Raw genomic sequence first — 16210 nt, 5'->3', positions numbered from 1 at the left:
AACTTCTAACTTCTAACTTCTAACCCTAATCGTTTTCCTTCATCAAGCATAAGTTGATAAGCAGCTTCATATTCGTTTGGTATGTCTCCTTCTAATATAGCTTCTTTTATAACGTCTTTAATGATTCCTATTTCACGTGAAGGTTTTAAGTTGAAGGTTTTCATGATCTCCTCCCCAGAAATTGGTGGTTGAAAATTACGAACATGGTCGCGTTCCTCAACTTCAACGATTTTCTCACGAACAATTTTAAAATTGTTGTGGTATTTCTTGAATCTTTTAGGGTTTTTGGTTGTGATATCTGCTTCGCATAATGTCATTAGGTCTTCTACATAGTCTCCAGCATCGAAAATTAAACGTCTTACGGCAGAATCTGTAACAATATCTTGAGCGAGTACAATTGGTCTGGAGCTCATAAACACCATTTTTTGAACGAATTTCATTTTATCGTTTAATGGCATTTTTAGCCTCTTAAACAATCTAAAGACCATTTTAGAGCCTTCAAACTCGTGTCCGTGAAACGTCCACCCAACTTTTTTACTGAATTTTTTTGTTGGGGCTTTACCTATATCATGAAGCAATGCAGCCCATCTTAACCAAAGGTTATTGGTGTTTTGGGTAATATTATCAACAACTTCTAGTGTATGGTAAAAATTGTCTTTATGCCGTTGTCCTTCAATTTCGTCAATGCCTTTTAAAGCTGTTAACTCAGGTAGAATAAAGTCGAGAAGCCCTGTTTGTTCCAACAACAAAAAGCCAATAGAAGGTATCTCACTTTCAAGTATTTTATTAAGTTCGGTAACAATACGCTCTTTGGTTATTATCTTTATTCGCTCTTTATTTTTTTTAATTGCTTCTAGAGACGTTTCTTCAATTTTAAAGTTCAACTGGGTAGCAAATCGTATGGCACGCATCATGCGCAATGGATCGTCACTATAAGTAATATCTGGATCCAAGGGTGTACGGATAATCTGATTGTTTAAATCAGCTACCCCATTAAAAGGGTCAAGTAAATCACCATAATTATTCGAATTCAAACTTAAAGCTAAGGCATTGATCGTAAAATCACGACGATTTTGGTCGTCTTGCAATGAGCCTTTTTCGACAGATGGATTCCTACTGTCTTCAGTATAAGATTCTTTACGGGCTCCAACAAATTCAATTTCAATATCCTCATATCGCAGCATAGCAGTACCATAGGTTTTAAATACCTGCACTTTTGGGGTGTTGTAAAGATTTTTTGAAACGTGTTTTGCTAGTTTTATTCCATCTCCTATGGCAACGACATCAATATCTTTGGCGTTACCCCGGTTTAAAATGAAATCGCGTACAAAGCCGCCAATAACATAAGCATCCATTTGTAGGGTTTCAGCCGATTGTGAGATGATTTTAAAAACAGCGTGATTTAAAGCTTGTTTATGATTCATAATGATCAAATTTCAAGGACCAAATTCCAATTAATATTGGGATTTGGAATTTGAAAATTAGCATTTTATTGTCTTATAATTTTTACTTCACCATTATTTTTCAATTTAATAATTGAAGATGGCTTAGCACAGGTTTTTTCTTGGTGCAAATTTACAACATAGTCTACACCTTTTAAAATGGGAGAAGCTATTTCTTTAAATGATTTTGGGGTTGGTTGCCCACTTATGTTAGCTGATGTTGAAACGATAGCGCCATTAAATCTTCTTAAAAGTTGAAAACAAAAATCATCATCAGGAACTCGAATGGCTATGGTACCGTCTTCTGCAATCAAATTTGGAGCTAGATTTTGTGCGCCGTCATAAATTATTGTAGTTGGGGATTCGGAAACTTCTATAATGTTAAAAGCCACATTGGGAACAGTTTTCACATATTTTGTTAACATTCTGTCGTCTGCCACAAGACAAATAAGAGCTTTGCTGTCTTCGCGTTCTTTTAGTTCGTATATTTTCTTTACAGCATCAGGGTTGGTAGCATCGCAGCCTATGCCCCAAACAGTATCGGTTGGGTAAAGTATAAGGCCTCCTTCTTTTAAGACCCTAACGGCATTGTTTATTTCTTTGTGCATGGAATTACTTTTGAAGGCAAATTTAGTATTAGTTTTCTACATTGTCTAAATCTTTGTAATATTGCCGAATGAAGAAGGTTTATCACAGCCAATACAAAGCACTTGGTGCATCAATTGACAATCTAATAATGGATTTTGACAATATTGGAGAGTCTATTAAAGATTCAAGGAATAGGTTGAAATTATTTCAATTAGATGGCCAAATTATAAACGTTAAAGCTTTTAAAATCCCTAATGTTATAAATCAAGTGGTTTATAATTTTTTTAGAAAGAGTAAGGCGCAACGATCTTTTGAATATGCTAATAAATTACTGGATTTAGGGATAGGAACACCAGCACCTATAGCATTCTATGAATTTAAAACGCCTTTATTGTTTAAAAAAAGTTTTTATGTAAGTGAACAGTTGGATTACGATTTAACCTATAGAGAGCTTACAAAAGATTTTGGTATACCTGATTACGATATTATATTAAGGGCTTTTACAAGATTTACTCATACTTTACATAAAAAAGGGATTCATTTTTTAGACCACTCTCCAGGGAATACCTTAATCAAGAAAAATGGAGATTCTTATGATTTTTATCTCGTGGATTTAAATAGGATGAAATTTGGAAATATGGGGTTTGATACTCGAGTCAAGAATTTTTCCAGGCTTACAATTCATAAATCCATGGTTGAAGTGATGAGCGATGAATATGCTAAATGTACTGGGGAAGATTATAATAGAATCTTTGAGTTAATGTGGAAGGAAACGGAAGATTTTCAAGAGCGATTTTATCGTAAGAAGCGATTAAAAAAAAGATTAAAATTTTGGAAATCAACTTCTAATTAATCGTTTGAGCTCTTGATAACGATAATAAACCCCATAAGCATTTAAAGCACATATTGTATAGCCCGCTTTTCCATCCAAAAATCCCAATCTTAAAAAGTAGTTTATTGTAAATTTGTAAATTGGCTTTAGATAAAAATGGAAGGCATTGGGTTTTTTGCCTTTTTGAAAGAGTTCTAGTGCTTTTAACTTGGCATAGTGCTCAGCTTTCGCTTTGTAACTATTATAATCACTAAATGAATAGTGGAGCATGGTGTTTTCAAGCGTTTTGCTATTGCCTTGGATTTCTAAAATTTCATGTACAATCCTATCTTCCTTATATTTAGAGGTTCCCTTTATGAACAATCTAAAAACAGAGTCTGATTGCAATCCGCTAAACCTCATAATTCTGTCTTCAAAAACAAAGTTTCTTTTAAACTTAAATGCTGTAAAATTATCTGGAGACTTGGTAACACATAGTATTTCGGTTGTTAAATCTGTAGAAATGCGTTCGTCGGCATCTATAAATAATACCCAGTTATAATTAGCTTGTTTGATGGCAAAATTACGTTGGTCGGCAAAATTTATAAATTCACGCTGTAACACTTTTACATGCTCCATAGATTTTAACCTTTCATAAGTACCATCTGTACTAAAACTATCAATAGCAATGATTTCGTCTGCAAAACTAATATTGTCAATAACAGCATCAATATGCTCAATTTCATTATAAGTAATTAGTAGTGCAGAAATTTGTGTAGAAACGTCTTTCAAAATAAAGTCTGTAGTGTCATTATTAGTAGGTAAAAATAGTTAATTTTGTTGCAATGAGCACACTTAAAGCATCAGTAATTATTAGTACTTATAACCAGCCAGAATGGTTGGAAAAAGTGCTTTGGGGATATGAACAGCAAACGGAACCGGATTTTGAAATAGTTATTGCTGATGACGGGTCTAATGAGACAACCAGAAAACTTATTGATAAATTTATTGAGACCTCTCGATTAAGAATAGTTCATGTATGGCATGAAGATAATGGTTTTCAAAAAACGGTAATTTTAAATAAGGCTATTTTAAAAACCTCTTCAGACTATTTAATTTTTACCGATGGTGATTGTATTCCTAGAAACGATTTTGTTGCTACCCATTTAAAACTAAGAAAGAAAAATTATTTTTTATCTGGAGGGTATTTTAAATTACCAAAAACTATTTCCGAGCTTATTTCTAAACAAGACATTATTAGTCAAACTTGTTTTGATTTGAAATGGTTGGTTAGTAATGGCCTAAAAAAGAATTTTAAGGCTAATAAGTTAACAGCTAAAGGTTTTAAGGCTTGGTTGTTAAATACGTTTACACCAACTAAGGCGACTTTTGATGGCATGAATGTTTCCGGATGGAAAGCATTGGTTTTAGCCGTGAATGGATTTGATGAACGTATGCAATACGGTGGAGAGGACAGGGAAATTGGTGAACGGTTAATGAATAAAGGCGTTAGATTCAAACAAATACGTTATAGTGCTATTTGTGTGCATTTGTATCATGAACGACCTTATAAAAATGAAGCAGTTATTTTAAAAAATAAAGCAATACGATCAACGACTAAAAGGGAAAATGTAATTTTTAGCGATTATGGTATAAAAAAAAACCGCACTTAATTCTCTTTAATTAGTTTGTCTAGATTAAAATGTTTAGATAAAGCTGCCCATTGCTTATCATTTTTGTTTTTTGAGATGTTATCCTTTTTTAAGGCAACTTTTTGGGAGCCAATTATAGGAATGGGTTCTTTGGGAGGATTTTCAGATTGCCTTGAATTTGTACCATTTAGTAAAGCCATTGCTTTAAACCATAAGTCATCAGCTTTAGGTGTTAATTTCAAAAACAAGTCTTCGTTGAAAACTTTATTTGAAAGGGAGTTTGGAGGGTATAATATGCACCATGCCCCAACAGGTATTTGTGCTTTGGGGTTGAAGGGTGGTGCTTTGAATTTCCAAGCGTTATAAGGTAAATAACCATTTTTATTGTCAAATTTTATTTGATATGTTGTATTAGCGGTTATCTCGTTGGGAAATTTTAAATATTCTGTATATAGGTTAATAAGTAGATTTCCTCTGTAAATTAAATCATCATCACATGTAATGATTATAGCCTCTTGATGCTCTTTGAGTGTATGGATAAGTTTTCTGTGTGAACACGTTAAATGTGAGTACTTAATTTCGAAAAGGTTTGACTGTAATTTTTCCAACCGTTTAGGGAGTTTGGTTTTTAGGTCTTCATGAAGCCATAAAATAATTTTTAAGGGTAAGTGGCTTTGGTTAAAAAGACTTTTTATTACAATATGTAAGCTGTTTAATCGTGAAGGAATTGACGTTAATGAAACAGTTACGGGTAACTTTTCTTTTTTAGAACTTATGAGAAACCTAGTTGGTACAAAATGTAAAAATAGGCTAAATAGTATAGATTTAGGGAGTTCCTTTACTAGTTTCATTTTAATTTTTTAAAGTAAAAGCAAATATAGTAAATACTTTAGGCTTATTTTTTTTAGTATTGCATGTTGTTTTATATTTTTTAAGTTTAATAATATAGTTTTTATAAATTGTTATGCCACAAATATCTGTTGTAATAAGTACATATAATGCTGAAGCTTGGTTGGAAAAAGTGCTATGGGGGTATAGTTGTCAAACATTTAAGGATTTTGAAATTGTAATTGCTGATGATGGATCTGGTCCCAAAACAAAAGATTTGATAAATGATTTTATCAATGAAACAAATTTAAATATTGTTCACGTTTGGCAAGAAGATGATGGTTTTCAAAAATCTAAAATTTTAAACAAGGGCATCGTTGCCTGTAAAGCAGATTATATTGTTATGAGTGATGGTGATTGCATACCACGAGCTGATTTTTTAGAAGTACATCAAGATAATAAACAAAGCGGGTATTTCCTGTCTGGAGGGTATTTTATGCTTCCTATGGATGTCTCTCAAAAAATAGATAAGAACGATATTTTGTTAGGAAATTGTTTCGACATAAAATGGTTAAAGCGTTGTGGATTAAAATCTTCTTTCAAAAATAATAAGCTAACTTCAAGTGGAGTAAAATCGAAGTTCCTAAATATAGTAACGCCTACCACCCCTAGTTGGAATGGTCATAACGCTTCGGGTTGGAAAAAAGATATTGTAGCTGTTAACGGGTTTGACGAACGCATGCAGTATGGCGGGCAAGATAGGGAATTGGGCGAACGCTTGGTTAATTATGGTATTAAACCAAAACAAATAAGGTATAGTGCTATTTGTGTGCACCTTGATCATAAAAGGGGGTATAAAACGCCTGAATCTATAGCTAAAAACCAAGCTATAAGAAAGCATACAAGGGGTTCAAAGACCCCTTGGACACCTTATGGAATTGTAAAAGATTAAATTTATACAGCCACATCATGTTCGCGCAAAGCGTCGTTAAGTGATGTTTTTTTATTTGTACTTTCTTTACGTTGTCCAATAATTAACGCACAAGGGACATTATAATTGCCTGCAGGGAATTCTTTGGTGTAACTACCAGGTATAACAACTGAACGTGCTGGTACTTTTCCTTTCATTTCAATGGGTGTATCTCCTGTAACATCAATTATTTTTGTTGATGCCGTTAAAACAACATTCGCTCCAAGTACTGCTTCGGTTTCAACATGAACACCTTCAACAACAATACAACGCGATCCAACAAAAACATTGTCTTCTATAATAACGGGAGCAGCTTGTAAAGGTTCTAAAACGCCACCAATACCAACACCACCAGAAAGGTGGACATTTTTGCCTATTTGTGCACAGCTTCCAACGGTAGCCCAAGTGTCGACCATAGTACCTTCGTCTACATAAGCACCAATGTTTACATAACTAGGCATTAAAATAGTGCCTTTGGAAATGTAGGCACCATGTCTTGCTACGGCATGCGGTACAACACGAATGCCCTTTTCTGCATAACCCGTCTTTAAAGGTATTTTATCATGAAATTCTAAAGGACCAGCCTCTATGGTTTCCATTTTTTGAATTGGAAAATATAAAACAACAGCTTTTTTTACCCATTCGTTAACTTTCCAACCATCAGCAACTGGTTCAGCAACCCTAAGTTCGCCCTGATCTAGTAAATTTACTACCTTTCTTATTGCAGTTGTTGTTGTGTCATCATTCAAAAGAGCCCTGTTTTCCCAAGCTTCTTCTATAATATGTCGTAATTCTGTCATGTGTAATTATATTTTCGGCAAATATACTGTGTAAGATTTAAAAACAGGAACGAAATGCGGATAATGTGTATTTTAACGACGAAGTACGAGACGATTATCTTCATTTTTTGTGGCTTACAAACCCAATTTTTCCTTTGAATGAATTGATTAAATGGATGAATTGCATAGTGAAGGGTATTTGGTCGGTAAAAATGCCTTTTTTATCTTATCATCGGTGAAATAATACACGTTTTCTAATAATCGAAAATACAGAGGGATACAACTATTTTTTTATGTGGACAGGGGATCTGATTCTATATTTGAATCGTTAAACAACCCCAAATCAAGATGAGAACAAATTACTTCATATTAACCGTTTTACTTTTTTCTTTTTCTTTTGTAAATGCACAAACTAATACTGTTGTAGATGCCGATTCTGATAAATTGGTAGTCGTTTCTAAAGAAGTAAAAGAAAAAGTTCAAGTAAGTGATTCATCTGATGTTTCAGAAAAAATAGAGGATTCCTTAATTATAGATATTAACGCTGCTAAAGAAGAAATTGCTAAAAGTACTAGTGATATTAGAACATATTTCAACCGTTTGAGAAATGTTGATAATATTAAATTAATATTCCCAAAAATTAATAAAGCTAGAAAAGCTTAAATTGTAGATTGACCATAATAAAATTTTAGGTTTTTGAATTTGAAGAGGCTGCCTTTAAGGCAGTCTTTTTTATTTCGCTATTTTTGCTTAAAAATTATATATGGGGCGTATTTTAGCGATAGATTATGGAATGAAACGCACAGGTATTGCGGTAACAGATGAATTGCAAATTATAGCTTCTGGCCTTACTACGGTGCAAACAAAAGATCTGATTTCTTTTTTAAAAGAATATACGGCTAAAGAAGCTGTAGAGCTATTTTTGGTAGGAGAGCCTAAACAAATGGATAATACAGCCTCAGAAAGCGAAGTGTTGATTGTGCCTTTTTTGACTAAACTGGAAAAACAGTTCCCTGGTATACCTATAAAACGAGTTGATGAGCGCTTTACATCTAAGATGGCGTTTCAAACAATGCTCGACAGCGGGTTAAAGAAGAAACAACGAAAAAATAAAGCATTAATAGATGAAATTAGTGCGACGCTTATTTTACAAAGTTATTTGTATTCAAAATAATATTTGAATATTCGTTGTGCCATAATGTAAAAAGTGTTTTGTTATTCCGATATTTTGACAAGCTCAACACGGGCTTTAGAGGAACCTCTTAGACAATCTTATATGATTCAAAGATTCTTCACTACCAATTCGGCTGCTCTCAATGTCCGTTCTGAATGAACAGGGTTCAATGTTATTATTAATAACTATATTGATAACTAATACAGAAAAAATATTTATTGGTAAGAAAAATGTTTACTTTTAATGCAATTAAAATTAATCCACTATGAAACAAATTTACTTATTATTTTTTGCAGCCTTAAGTTTTAATTTTTTATCTGCTCAAACATGTCCGCCTACCACCCTTAATAACGGAGATACTGTCTTTTTTATTGACGAAACAAATTCTATTAATTGTTTTGAAATGCCATCTACCATTACTATTGAAGGTAGTACATATACAGGTGTTTCATGTTCTGGCGATTTAATTACTTATAAGTTAGATGCGGGAGGAACACAGGCTAGTGATACAGACAATTTTGATGTTGATTTTGGAGGAGGAACAATTTGTTCTTATAGCGATAATACATTACCAGTAGAAAAAATTGACTTTATTAAAAGGGCATCGTTGCGTTTGAGTCCAAATCCTGTTACTGATAATGATTTATTGAATGTTGAATTGGCTATAAATACATCTGCTAAAATTTACATATATAGTTTAACGGGCGTACTTGTCCTGAAAAGCACAATGGGTAATGTTAGTTCTAAAAAAATTGAAGTTTCTGGTTTAAAAAATGGTATTTATATTTTAAAACTAGAAACCAATACTTTCTCGGCAACCCGTAAGTTTGTTGTTGCTAATTAAGTTTTAAAAGGTTCTCGATGTTTTATATAATTTAGTGTTGTATTTTTGCAATCTGAAATTAGATAATACACAAAAATGATTTTACCTATAGTTGCCTACGGCGATCCGGTTTTAAAGAAACAAGGAACAGATATTACAAAAGATTATCCCAACTTCGATACGCTTTTATCTAATATGTTCGAAACCATGTATAATGCCTGTGGTGTAGGTTTGGCTGCACCCCAAATAGGTTTACCAATACGGGTGTTTTTGGTAGATACGGCACCTTTTTCTGAAGATGATGACCTATCGCAAGAAGAACAAGAAACTTTAAGGGGGTTTAAGCGTGTTTTTATTAATGCCAGAATATTAAAAGAAGAAGGTGATGCGTGGGCGTTTAGTGAAGGTTGTTTAAGTATACCAGATATTAGGGAAGATGTTTTTAGGAAGCCAAAAATTACTGTGGAATATTTAGACGAAAACTTTAATAAACATACAGAAGTATTTGAAGGGCTCATAGCCAGAGTGATTCAGCACGAATACGACCATATTGAAGGAATACTGTTTACCGATAAATTATCTTCATTAAAAAAGCGTTTAATCAAAGGTAAATTAACCAATATTTCTAAAGGTAATATTAGTGTAGATTACAAAATGCGCTTTCCGAACCAAAAAAAGAAGCGATAATACTTGCAATGCATTTGGAAACACATGATATTTGTGCCTTTCAAAAAAAAGTAAATTATGAGTTTAGATACTGTACTGTCTATATCAGGAAAACCAGGGCTATATAAGTTAATTACACAAACACGCGGTGGCTTTGTTGCCGAGTCATTAATTGATAGCAAACGTATATCGGTTAATGCGCGGCAAAACGTTAGTGTTTTAAGTGAAATTGCTATTTATACACTAACAGAAGAAGTGCCTTTGAAACAGGTCTTTTTGAATATTAAAAAGAAGGAAAATGGAGCTCTGGCAAGTGTGAAGCCAAAGGATAGTAAAGATAAGTTAGAAGAATATTTTTTTGATGTATTGCCAGACTACGATGAAGATAGAGTATATGCAAGTGATATAAAAAAGGTAATTCAGTGGTACAATTTATTGCAAAAGCACGATATGCTGGATCAGTTGGAAGAAACAGAAGAGCAAGAAACTTCTGAAGAAGAATAATTATTAAATGAAGTCATATAGACTTTTCAATAAGAACTATTGCTGAAACCTCTTTTTTTAAGAGGTTTTTTTGTGCTTTTTAGTAAGATTTTTTATAATTTACGACTTTATGTTAACTAATAATAATCAGGTTTTTAATGAATTCTCTTTGGTTTTTTGAAGACGTAAATCTCTTTAATATACTTTGTCCGCATAAATTCAAAGCATATAAGGCCAGTCATGATTTTGATGTTTATAAGAAAAAAGATTACATCTATTTTGAAGAAGATTCGGCTAATAAAGTGTATTTAATAGAAAAAGGAAAGGTTAAAATAGGATATTATAGTGAAGCAGGAGAAGAAGTTGTAAAAGCTATTTTAACACGAGGAGAACTGTTTGGGGAAGCAGCTATTTTAGGGGAGTCCAAACGGCATGAATTTGCCCAATCTATTGATAATACTACCAGTATTTGCCCCATAGGTGTAGAAACGATGTATGATCTTATGCGAAAGAACCAATCTTTCAGTTTTAAGGTATACAAGTTTATTGGATTTAAGTTTAAAAGACTGGAAAGACGCCTTAAATTGTTGTTATTTAAAGATACTAAAACGCGATTAATTGAATTTTTGGAAGATTTATGTGCGGACTATGGCTATGACTGTGAAAAAACAGGTGTTAAGATTATCAAGCACCCGTATACACAAAAGGACATAGCATCATTAATAGGAACTTCTCGCCCCACACTTAATGTGTTGCTAAATGAATTAAAGGAAGAGAAACTAATTGAATTTAGCAGAAAGGAGATAATAGTGCACAAAGAAGCTTTTAATGTTAGCTAGCTAACATTTTAAAAATAATGGATCATTTATTTTTGAATTAGAAATAATCTTAAAAATAAATGTTATGATAAAAAAAATGTTTTTAGCTGTAATGGTTGTAAGTGCTTTGGTTTCTTGTACAACGGGGAACATTGGGAATCCGAGTTCAAATCTTACCTTACGGCTTTCAGGTTTAGAACCACTGGGAGATGATTTTGTTTATGAGGGTTGGTTAATTGTCAATGGGGCACCTGTGTCAACAGGAGTCTTTTCTAGCGTGGATTTCCCTCAAACTTTTTCGGTAAAGCCAAGCACGTTGCATAGAGCGACAAAATTTGTATTATCTATTGAACCGGCAAACGATGTTGACCCAGCACCTTCCATGACTAAAATTTTAGTGGGGGATTTTACAGGCAATGTTGCTTCTGTTAGTTCTAATGGTGTCGTGGGTGATTTTTCAAATGCTTCGGGTAAGTATATTTTGGCAACGCCAACAAATGGAGGAGACACAGATGAACTAAGCGGTATTTGGTATTTGGATTTGTCGAGTGGTACGCCCGAGGTTGGATTGGACTTGCCAGTTCTAGACGGTGGATGGAAGTATGAAGGCTGGGTGGTTATTGATGGGGTTCCAGTAAGTACTGGGACTTTTAGTGACATAGCTGATTTTGATGATAACGCTATGACCTCGCCATTTAAAGGTGATATGGGAGATGGCCCTGCTTTTCCTGGAGAAGATTTTCTTCAAAATGCACCTTCAGGCCTTAGTTTTCCATTGGATTTAAGAGGGTATGCAACTGTTATTTCGGTAGAACCTTATCCAGATAATAGTCCAGCGCCATTTACTTTAAAACCGTTATTGCACATAATACCCGAAAATGCTGACGATCATGTTACAATACCTATGGAGGATGGTCCTTTAGCAGATCTAACAGGGACAGTTGTTAGGTAATTTTTAGTTAACAACGTATAGGAGAGGTCTGAAGAGTGTCATTCTGAATGACAAAACAAATCACTTTTCAGACCTTTTTTATGTTTGTATTTGGAAATGTTTTGTTATCATTATCTAGGGAATAATTAGTTTATAGATAAAATGTTTAAAAAGATAAAAGGGCAGTTAAAAGTTAGTAATATCATTTTTTTTATAATAATTACTTTATTGGTAGTTCCTGTAACAAGGCAGCCAATACAAGTTTTTATAAATAAGGGATTGGCTTTATTTAGTCCTTCGACTATTGAAAAGGAAAGTAGGAGGCAACTGATAAATTACGATTGGCAATTAAGGGATATGAATGGTCATATGTATGATTTTGAATCAGCCAAAGGGCGTGTGGTTTTTGTGAACTTTTGGGCAACTTGGTGTCCGCCATGCATAGCTGAAATGCCTAATATACAGGCCTTGTATGAGGACTATAAAGATAGAGTATTGTTTCTTTTAGTGTCTAATGAAACCGTTGGGGAAATAACCCCGTTTTTAGATAAACATAACTATAACTTTAAAATATATAATTCCGTCACAGCCTATCCAGAAATGTTTGATGTTGCGAGTATCCCAAGAACATTTTTAATTGATAAGGAAGGGAATGTAGTAATGGATAAAGCAGGAGCAGCCAATTGGAATAGTGATAAAGTAAGGGAGGTTATTGAAAAGCTCCTTATGGAATAAAAAAGCAAGCTATCTAAATAGCGTATGTGCGATGTAAACGTATAATGAATAAATTCACAAGTATTAGTGAGAACGCATAGATTACATCTTCTATTGGAATTGTGAATAAGCGAATGTCTAAGTTTTCTGAATTGTTGTACCAAACCACTTCATTGGTTATAAAGCTACCTGTTAATATACCATTTACAATAAAGAAGGGAATAAGCATAATGAGAAAAGTAAGGTAATAGCTTCTTAAAAGTTCAGGTGTTTTTAATAAAACAATGCCAATTATAATCGATGCCAGTATAAAGTTTATGAGTGTGTACCATTTGTCTAAGTTGTAAACGGCTATAATTAAAAAGAATAGAATTAAAGAATAGCTAACAACTTTGGTTGCTTTGATGGATAGTGTTTTCCCTGGAAAATATTCAAGTAAGGCATAATGGGTAAATACACAAGCATATGGGATACAAATAAAAAAGAGCCATTCTTCTAATGGTAAGTGGAACAATTTGATGTTTAAAAAGTAATTAGCATTGAAGCCCCAAATACCATTCACAGTAAAAATGATATCCCATGGGATGAATATAAGAAAGCTTACGAGGAGTCCCATGCTTAAGGATTTCCAGTATTGGTAAAATTTCAGTCTGGGGTGAAAGCTGAATATTAAGGGAATAGATAAAGACCCTAAATTAAGTAGTAGGTACAGGCTTTGCATGGATTATTTTTTAAAATATTTGAACGGCACAAATAACATTCCAAAGCATTCGCCATCTTCTTTGCCTAGATGTTTGTGGTGTATTTTGTGCGCTCGCCTTAAGCCCTTAGCATACCAGTTGTTTGTGTTCCTTAAAACCTTAAAGCGTTGATGGATAAATATATCGTGTACTATAAAGTAGGATAGGCCGTAAGCAAAAATGCCAAGCCCTATTGGCAAGCCAAGCCAAAAGTCTGTGTATTTCCATAATAAGAAACAGCCAATACTTATTAGGGCATAAAAGATGAAAAATGTATCGTTACGTTCAAACCAACTATCATGGTCCTTTTTATGGTGATCTTTGTGAAGCGTCCACAAAAAACCGTGCATGATGTATTTGTGGGTAAACCAAGCCATAAACTCCATAATACAAAAGGAGCTAATAAAGACTAATATCCATAAAACAGTTTGCATAACTTAAAATTACATTAAATTTAGTTGATACTTGACATAACTACGCATTAAAAGTTCTATCTTTTTGGGGTTAGATACGCGTATTCTGGTTTGCTTAATTTGTAAAGCTGGTGTCTTTTTTAGTTTCTTCAATAGTTGTTTGTAGTAGCGATAAGCCATAAAAACACCAAATTTGGCTTCAATAGGGAGTTTTTTTATGCCAGTCCGCCCAATTTCAAAATCCCTTTCAATGTCATCGATAATCTGCCTTTTTGATATTTCGTTTAAGTTGTTTAAATCAATGTTGGGGAAGTAACTTCTGTTTAAAACATCATGATCGGTTTTTAGATCTCTTAAGAAATTTACTTTTTGAAATGCAGATCCCAAAGCCATGGCAGCATCTTTTAAATCATCAAATCTTTGTTGGTCTCCTTTTACAAAAACCTTTAAACACATAAGTCCAACTACGTCTGCTGATCCATAGATGTAAGCTTTAAAATCTTCTTCAGTTAGGTATGTTGTTTTGTATAAATCTAGACGCATACTTCTCATAAAGGCATTCACGAATTCTTTGTCAATAGCATATTTGTGAAAAGTGTGCTGGAACGAATTGAGTATTGGGTTAAGACTTATTCTGTCTTGAAGTGCTAGTTCCAAATCATGTGAAAATTTGTTAAAGAGTGATTCCTTGTCGTAGTCGTGGAAAGAATCAACTATTTCATCTGCAAAGCGCACAAAACCATAAATATTGTAGATGTCTTTTCTAATAGATTTATACAGCAACCTTGTAGCTAGGGAAAACGAAGTGCTATAAATGTTTGTTACAAGCTTACTGCATAGGTACGAAACGGTGTCAAAACGTGCTTTCATGATTCTAAACGATTGTGTTTTTTTACTAAATCTGCTACTAACTTTCCAGATATCAATGCTGGGGGCACTCCCGGACCAGGAACGGTTAATTGTCCGGTAAAAAATAGATTTTTTACTTTTTTACTTTTTAACTTGGGTCTTAGAAAAGCTGTTTGTGTTAAGGTATTGGCTAGGCCATAAGCATTTCCTTTGTATGAATTGTAATCCTTTATAAAGTCTGTAACACAAAACGATTCTTTAAACAGTATATGCTCTTTAACCTTTTGATCGGTAAGGCGTTCAAACCGATCCAACACTTTGTTAAAATAGGTCGCCCTAAGTTCATCAGAATCCGTTAGCCCTGGGGCAATTGGAATCAGGAATATGCCTGCTTCTTTTCCTTCTGGAGCAGCATAACTATCTGTTATACTTGGGAAACTTGCATAGAATAGTGGAGCATCGGGCCATTTGGGATGATCGTAAATGGCTTTAGCATGTGTGTCAAAGTCTACGTCAAAGAATAAAGTGTGATGATTTACATGCTTTAATTTTTTATCAAATCCTACGTAAAATAATAGGGCAGAAGGAGCAAACGTTTTTTTACGCCAGTAGTTTTCAGAATATTGCCTGTAAGACTGTTTTAATAAGGTTTCCGTGTGATGGTAATCGGCACCGCTAACTACGATGTTTGAACCCTGTGCCTTGCCATTAATTTTTAAGCCCTTTACGGTACCAGCATCCACTATAATTTCTTCTACATCACTATTTGTTTCAATTTTTACACCGAGTGATTTTGCTAATCTCTCCAGTGCAAGAATAACTTGATACATGCCCTTTTGGGGATGGAATGTTCCCAGTCCAAAATCGGCATAGTTCATAAAACTGTAAAAAGAAGGCGTTTCACTAGGTTTAGCCCCCAAAAACAATACAGGGAATTCGAGTATTTTAGCTAATCGTTTGTTTTTGAATTCTTGTCTAATATCTCTTTTAATAGTTTTAAAAAACAGGTTTAATCTTGTAATCGTTGCAGGGGTGATAAGTTCCAAGGGCGAAACACCAGGATTGTAAACCAGGTCTTTTATGGCAATATCGTAATTGCTTTGTGCCTTCTTTATAAATTTTTTTAGCTTTTTGCTAGTGCCAGGCTCTTCTTTTTCAAACGTTGCTGCTATTTTATCTAGTGAGTTTTCAATGCTTATAAAATCATTTTTTCCAAAATACACACTGTATGCAGGATTCAGTTTGTCTAGTGTGTAATAGTCTGAAGGAGATTTGCCAAAATCAGAAAAAAAACGCTCAAAAACGTCGGGCATCCAATACCATGTAGGACCAATATCAAAAGTAAATCCCTCTTTAGTTAGTTGCCTTGCCCTGCCACCTATACTGCTGTTCTTTTCATAAATTGTAACACAGTAGCCGGCTTGAGCCAAATAACAAGAAGCGGCCAATGATGATATTCCTGAACCTATTATAGCTATATTCGACTTCATAAGTGTTTAACAAATATATAAAAAAATAAAACAAAAATG

Annotated in this window: 20 protein-coding genes; 11 read left to right on the top strand and 9 right to left on the bottom strand. The window is 33.8% G+C overall.

Annotation, left to right across the window (positions count from 1 at the left end; genetic code table 11):
• Positions 1–5: 5 nt before the first annotated feature.
• Both ABD792_RS12575 and ABD792_RS12570 read right to left on the bottom strand, forming a co-directional pair.
• Positions 6–1424 carry a CCA tRNA nucleotidyltransferase gene (locus tag ABD792_RS12575; RefSeq protein ID WP_345006546.1) on the bottom strand — a complete coding sequence of 473 codons (1419 nt, stop codon included), beginning with the start codon at positions 1422–1424 and terminating at the stop codon, positions 6–8.
• 65 nt (positions 1425–1489) lie between these two features.
• Complete coding sequence (locus tag ABD792_RS12570) at positions 1490–2050, bottom strand: L-threonylcarbamoyladenylate synthase (protein WP_345006543.1); 561 nt, start codon at positions 2048–2050, stop codon at positions 1490–1492.
• A 68-nt stretch (positions 2051–2118) separates the two neighbouring features.
• On the opposite strand from ABD792_RS12570, the gene ABD792_RS12565 reads away from it, so the two are divergent.
• Positions 2119–2883 carry a lipopolysaccharide kinase InaA family protein gene (locus ABD792_RS12565; RefSeq protein ID WP_345006540.1) on the top strand — a complete coding sequence of 255 codons (765 nt, stop codon included), beginning with the start codon at positions 2119–2121 and terminating at the stop codon, positions 2881–2883.
• Here ABD792_RS12565 and ABD792_RS12560 read toward each other — a convergent pair.
• Entirely contained in the window at positions 2869–3633 is a 765-nt protein-coding gene (locus tag ABD792_RS12560) for a glycosyltransferase family 2 protein (protein ID WP_345006537.1), read from the bottom strand. The two genes, ABD792_RS12565 and ABD792_RS12560, sit on opposite strands and share 15 nt — an antisense overlap.
• A gap of 53 nt (positions 3634–3686) precedes the next feature.
• Here ABD792_RS12560 and ABD792_RS12555 point away from each other — a divergent pair, with 53 nt between their 5' ends.
• Positions 3687–4514: a glycosyltransferase family 2 protein gene (locus ABD792_RS12555; RefSeq protein WP_345006535.1), complete on the top strand. Its 828-nt coding sequence runs from the start codon at positions 3687–3689 to the stop codon at positions 4512–4514.
• On the opposite strand, the gene ABD792_RS12550 is transcribed toward ABD792_RS12555, so the two are convergent.
• A complete protein-coding gene (locus ABD792_RS12550; protein ID WP_345006532.1) occupies positions 4511–5344 on the bottom strand; it encodes a glycosyl transferase in 834 nt (277 codons plus the stop codon). The two genes, ABD792_RS12555 and ABD792_RS12550, sit on opposite strands and share 4 nt — an antisense overlap.
• A gap of 113 nt (positions 5345–5457) precedes the next feature.
• On the opposite strand from ABD792_RS12550, the gene ABD792_RS12545 reads away from it, so the two are divergent.
• Positions 5458–6273 carry a glycosyltransferase family 2 protein gene (locus ABD792_RS12545; protein ID WP_345006529.1) on the top strand — a complete coding sequence of 272 codons (816 nt, stop codon included), beginning with the start codon at positions 5458–5460 and terminating at the stop codon, positions 6271–6273.
• A 2-nt stretch (positions 6274–6275) separates the two neighbouring features.
• Here the strand turns inward: ABD792_RS12545 and ABD792_RS12540 are convergent, their stop codons facing one another.
• Positions 6276–7091: a 2,3,4,5-tetrahydropyridine-2,6-dicarboxylate N-succinyltransferase gene (locus tag ABD792_RS12540; protein ID WP_345006528.1), complete on the bottom strand. Its 816-nt coding sequence runs from the start codon at positions 7089–7091 to the stop codon at positions 6276–6278.
• A gap of 327 nt (positions 7092–7418) precedes the next feature.
• Here ABD792_RS12540 and ABD792_RS12535 point away from each other — a divergent pair, with 327 nt between their 5' ends.
• From ABD792_RS12535 to ABD792_RS12500, 8 genes are all read left to right on the top strand, one after another.
• Positions 7419–7733 (top strand): hypothetical protein, encoded by a 315-nt coding sequence (locus ABD792_RS12535; RefSeq protein ID WP_345006525.1) that lies wholly within the window; start codon positions 7419–7421, stop codon positions 7731–7733.
• A 100-nt stretch (positions 7734–7833) separates the two neighbouring features.
• Complete coding sequence (gene ruvX, locus ABD792_RS12530; RefSeq protein ID WP_345006523.1) at positions 7834–8244, top strand: Holliday junction resolvase RuvX; 411 nt, start codon at positions 7834–7836, stop codon at positions 8242–8244.
• Between the two features lie 265 nt (positions 8245–8509).
• Complete coding sequence (locus tag ABD792_RS12525) at positions 8510–9088, top strand: T9SS type A sorting domain-containing protein (protein ID WP_345006520.1); 579 nt, start codon at positions 8510–8512, stop codon at positions 9086–9088.
• A 75-nt stretch (positions 9089–9163) separates the two neighbouring features.
• Complete coding sequence (def, locus tag ABD792_RS12520) at positions 9164–9754, top strand: peptide deformylase (protein WP_345006517.1); 591 nt, start codon at positions 9164–9166, stop codon at positions 9752–9754.
• A 57-nt stretch (positions 9755–9811) separates the two neighbouring features.
• Entirely contained in the window at positions 9812–10237 is a 426-nt protein-coding gene (locus ABD792_RS12515; protein ID WP_345006515.1) for a DUF5606 family protein, read from the top strand.
• 137 nt (positions 10238–10374) lie between these two features.
• Positions 10375–11055 carry a Crp/Fnr family transcriptional regulator gene (locus ABD792_RS12510; protein ID WP_345006513.1) on the top strand — a complete coding sequence of 227 codons (681 nt, stop codon included), beginning with the start codon at positions 10375–10377 and terminating at the stop codon, positions 11053–11055.
• 64 nt (positions 11056–11119) lie between these two features.
• Positions 11120–11986 (top strand): anti-sigma factor, encoded by an 867-nt coding sequence (locus tag ABD792_RS12505; protein WP_345006511.1) that lies wholly within the window; start codon positions 11120–11122, stop codon positions 11984–11986.
• Between the two features lie 141 nt (positions 11987–12127).
• Positions 12128–12700 (top strand): TlpA family protein disulfide reductase, encoded by a 573-nt coding sequence (locus ABD792_RS12500; protein WP_345006510.1) that lies wholly within the window; start codon positions 12128–12130, stop codon positions 12698–12700.
• Positions 12701–12713: 13 nt separating this feature from the next.
• On the opposite strand, the gene ABD792_RS12495 is transcribed toward ABD792_RS12500, so the two are convergent.
• The 4 genes from ABD792_RS12495 to ABD792_RS12480 are packed head-to-tail and all read right to left on the bottom strand — an operon-like array spanning position 12714 to position 16171.
• Positions 12714–13400, bottom strand: a complete 687-nt coding sequence (locus ABD792_RS12495) for a lycopene cyclase domain-containing protein (protein ID WP_345006508.1) — start codon at positions 13398–13400, stop codon at positions 12714–12716.
• Positions 13401–13403: 3 nt separating this feature from the next.
• Entirely contained in the window at positions 13404–13853 is a 450-nt protein-coding gene (locus ABD792_RS12490; protein WP_345006507.1) for a sterol desaturase family protein, read from the bottom strand.
• 9 nt (positions 13854–13862) lie between these two features.
• Positions 13863–14702: a phytoene/squalene synthase family protein gene (locus ABD792_RS12485; protein ID WP_345006505.1), complete on the bottom strand. Its 840-nt coding sequence runs from the start codon at positions 14700–14702 to the stop codon at positions 13863–13865.
• Complete coding sequence (locus ABD792_RS12480) at positions 14699–16171, bottom strand: phytoene desaturase family protein (protein ID WP_345006503.1); 1473 nt, start codon at positions 16169–16171, stop codon at positions 14699–14701. The genes ABD792_RS12485 and ABD792_RS12480 overlap by 4 nt, the downstream gene beginning before the upstream one ends.
• Positions 16172–16210 lie beyond the last annotated feature (39 nt).

Source organism: Snuella lapsa (assembly GCF_039539345.1).
Taxonomy (GTDB): Bacteria; Bacteroidota; Bacteroidia; order Flavobacteriales; family Flavobacteriaceae; genus Snuella; species Snuella lapsa.
This window is presented reverse-complemented; position numbering and strand designations above follow the sequence as displayed.